Here is a 2263-nt window from a genome sequence, read left to right as displayed (position 1 = left end):
GGTCAGGACTTCGCCAGGGCGGCGCGCTCCTCGACGCCGACGCGGCGTTCGAGGGCGGCGGCGAGGGCCGGATGCCGCGTCAGGGCCGGGTCGTCGGCCAGCAGCTTCTCGCCCTCGGCCCGAGCCTCGGTGATGAGCGCCGCGTCGGTGACGACGCGCAGCAACCGCAGCGACGACCGGGCCCCGGACTGCGCTCCGCCGAGCACGTCCCCCTCGCCGCGCAGATCGAGGTCGATCTCGGCCAGGGCGAACCCGTCGAGGGTGGATGCCACGGCTTCCACCCGCGATCGGGCCGAGGTGCCGGGGGCGGCCTCGGTCACCAGCAGGCACAGCCCCGGCAGCCCGCCGCGGCCGACGCGGCCGCGCAGCTGGTGCAGCTGCGACACGCCGAAGCGATCGGCCTCGAGGATCACCATGGTGGACGCGTTGGGGACGTCGACGCCGACCTCGATCACCGTCGTCGCCACGAGCACGTCGATGTCGCCGCGGGCGAAGGCCTGCATGACGGCATCCTTCTCGTCCGAGGGCATCTTGCCGTGCAGGATCTGCACCCGGATGTCGCGGAACGACGGCAGGTTCGACAGCAGCGCCTCGACCTGCACGACGCCCCAGCGGGTGCGGTTGCCCTCGGCCGCGGTGGGGGCCGGAGCGTCGGGCGCGTCGGCGGGCTCGTCGCTCTTGCCGTCGGCGGCGACCTGGTCGGAGTCGATCGCCGGGCACACGACGAAGGCCTGGCGCCCGAGCGCGACCTCTTCGGCCACGCGGTCCCAGACGCGCGCGAACCAGCCCGGCTTCTCGGCGAGGGGCGCGACGAACGACTGGATGCCGGCCCGCCCGGCCGGCATGGTCCGGATCGTCGAGACGTCGAGGTCGCCGAAGACCGTCATGGCGACCGTGCGCGGGATGGGCGTCGCCGTGAGGACGAGGGTGTGCGGAGCCTGCCCCTTGGAGCGTAGGGCGTCGCGCTGGTCGACGCCGAACCGGTGCTGCTCGTCGACCACGACGAAACCCAGGTCGGCGAAGGTGGTCGTGGCACTGAGCAGAGCGTGCGTGCCGACGACGATCCGGGCCTGACCGGATGCCACCCGCAGGGCCGCGCGGCGGCGTTCGGCCGCGGGCATCTGACCGGTCAGCAGCGTCGGCATGAGCTCGGGTGCCAGCTCGGGGCCGAGCATGCGCGCGATCGAGCGCAGATGCTGACCGGCGAGGACCTCGGTCGGGGCGATCAGGGCGGACTGCCCCCCGGACTCGGCGACCTGCAGCATGGCGCGCAGGGCCACCAGGGTCTTTCCGGAGCCGACTTCTCCCTGCACGAGGCGGCTCATCGGCCAGTCGCCGACGAGGTCGGCGGCGAGCTGCGCGCCGACGCTCTGCTGGTCGGGGGTGAGCTCGAAGGGCAGGATCGCATCGAAACGCTCGAGCAGTCCCCCGGGCGCGGCCGGACGCTTCTGCGCCGACAGGGCCCGGACGAATTGGCGCTGCTGCAGCAGAGCGGTCTGCAGGACGAACGCCTCGTGCATCCGGAGCGTCTCGACCGCGGGCGGGATGTCGTCGTCGTGCGCGGGGCGGTGGATGTTCTCGAGCGCCTGCCGCGCCGAGAGCAGCCCTCGACGCGCGCGGAGCTCGTCGGGAAGGGGGTCGTCGACGTCGCCCAGGCTGTCGAGCACCAGCGCGATCGTCTTCTGCACCAGCGTGCTGGGCACCGCGCTCGTGGCGGGGTAGATCGGGATGGGGCGTTTCGCGGTGACCTCGGCCTCGGCCATCGCCTCGGCGATGTCGTCGAAGAGCTCGTAATCGGGGTTGGTGAGCTGGGTCTGACGACGGTACTCGCCGACCTTGCCCGAGAAGATGCCGCGCCGACCGGGGGTGAGGTCTTTCAACCGCCACGGCTGATTGAAGAACGTCAGCGACATGCGCCCGTCGCCGTCGCTGATGACGACCTCGAGCAGGGACCCCCGGCGGTTCTGCATGCGCCGCTCGCTGGCGCTGACCACTTCGGCGACGATCGTGACCGGCTCGCCCAGCGGAAGAGAGGCGATCGGGGTCAGCTCGCCCCGCCGGGCGTAGCGACGGGGGTAGTGCTCGAGCAGCTCGCCGACCGTGGTGACGCCGAACGCCTTGTCGAACGCGGTCGCGGTCTTGCCACCGATGGCGCCGTCCAGCCGGGAGGCGAGCGAGAGACCGGGCATGCTCCGAGTCTAGGCAGGGGCCCCGACACCACCGGTCTCGACGCCCCCGTCCACCTCGGGGACGACCCCCGCAC

Annotated in this window: 1 protein-coding gene; it reads right to left on the bottom strand. The window is 72.6% G+C overall.

The window, feature by feature from the left end:
- Positions 1 to 2 precede the first annotated feature (2 nt).
- Positions 3 to 2189 carry an ATP-dependent DNA helicase RecG gene (locus DBR36_RS12565; RefSeq protein ID WP_108319885.1) on the bottom strand — a complete coding sequence of 729 codons (2187 nt, stop codon included), beginning with the start codon at positions 2187 to 2189 and terminating at the stop codon, positions 3 to 5.
- Between the last annotated feature and the right edge of the window lie 74 nt (positions 2190 to 2263).

Origin of the sequence: Microbacterium sp. HMWF026, assembly GCF_003061325.1 — a bacterium.
GTDB lineage: Bacteria > Actinomycetota > Actinomycetes > Actinomycetales > Microbacteriaceae > Microbacterium > Microbacterium testaceum_E.
This window is presented reverse-complemented; position numbering and strand designations above follow the sequence as displayed.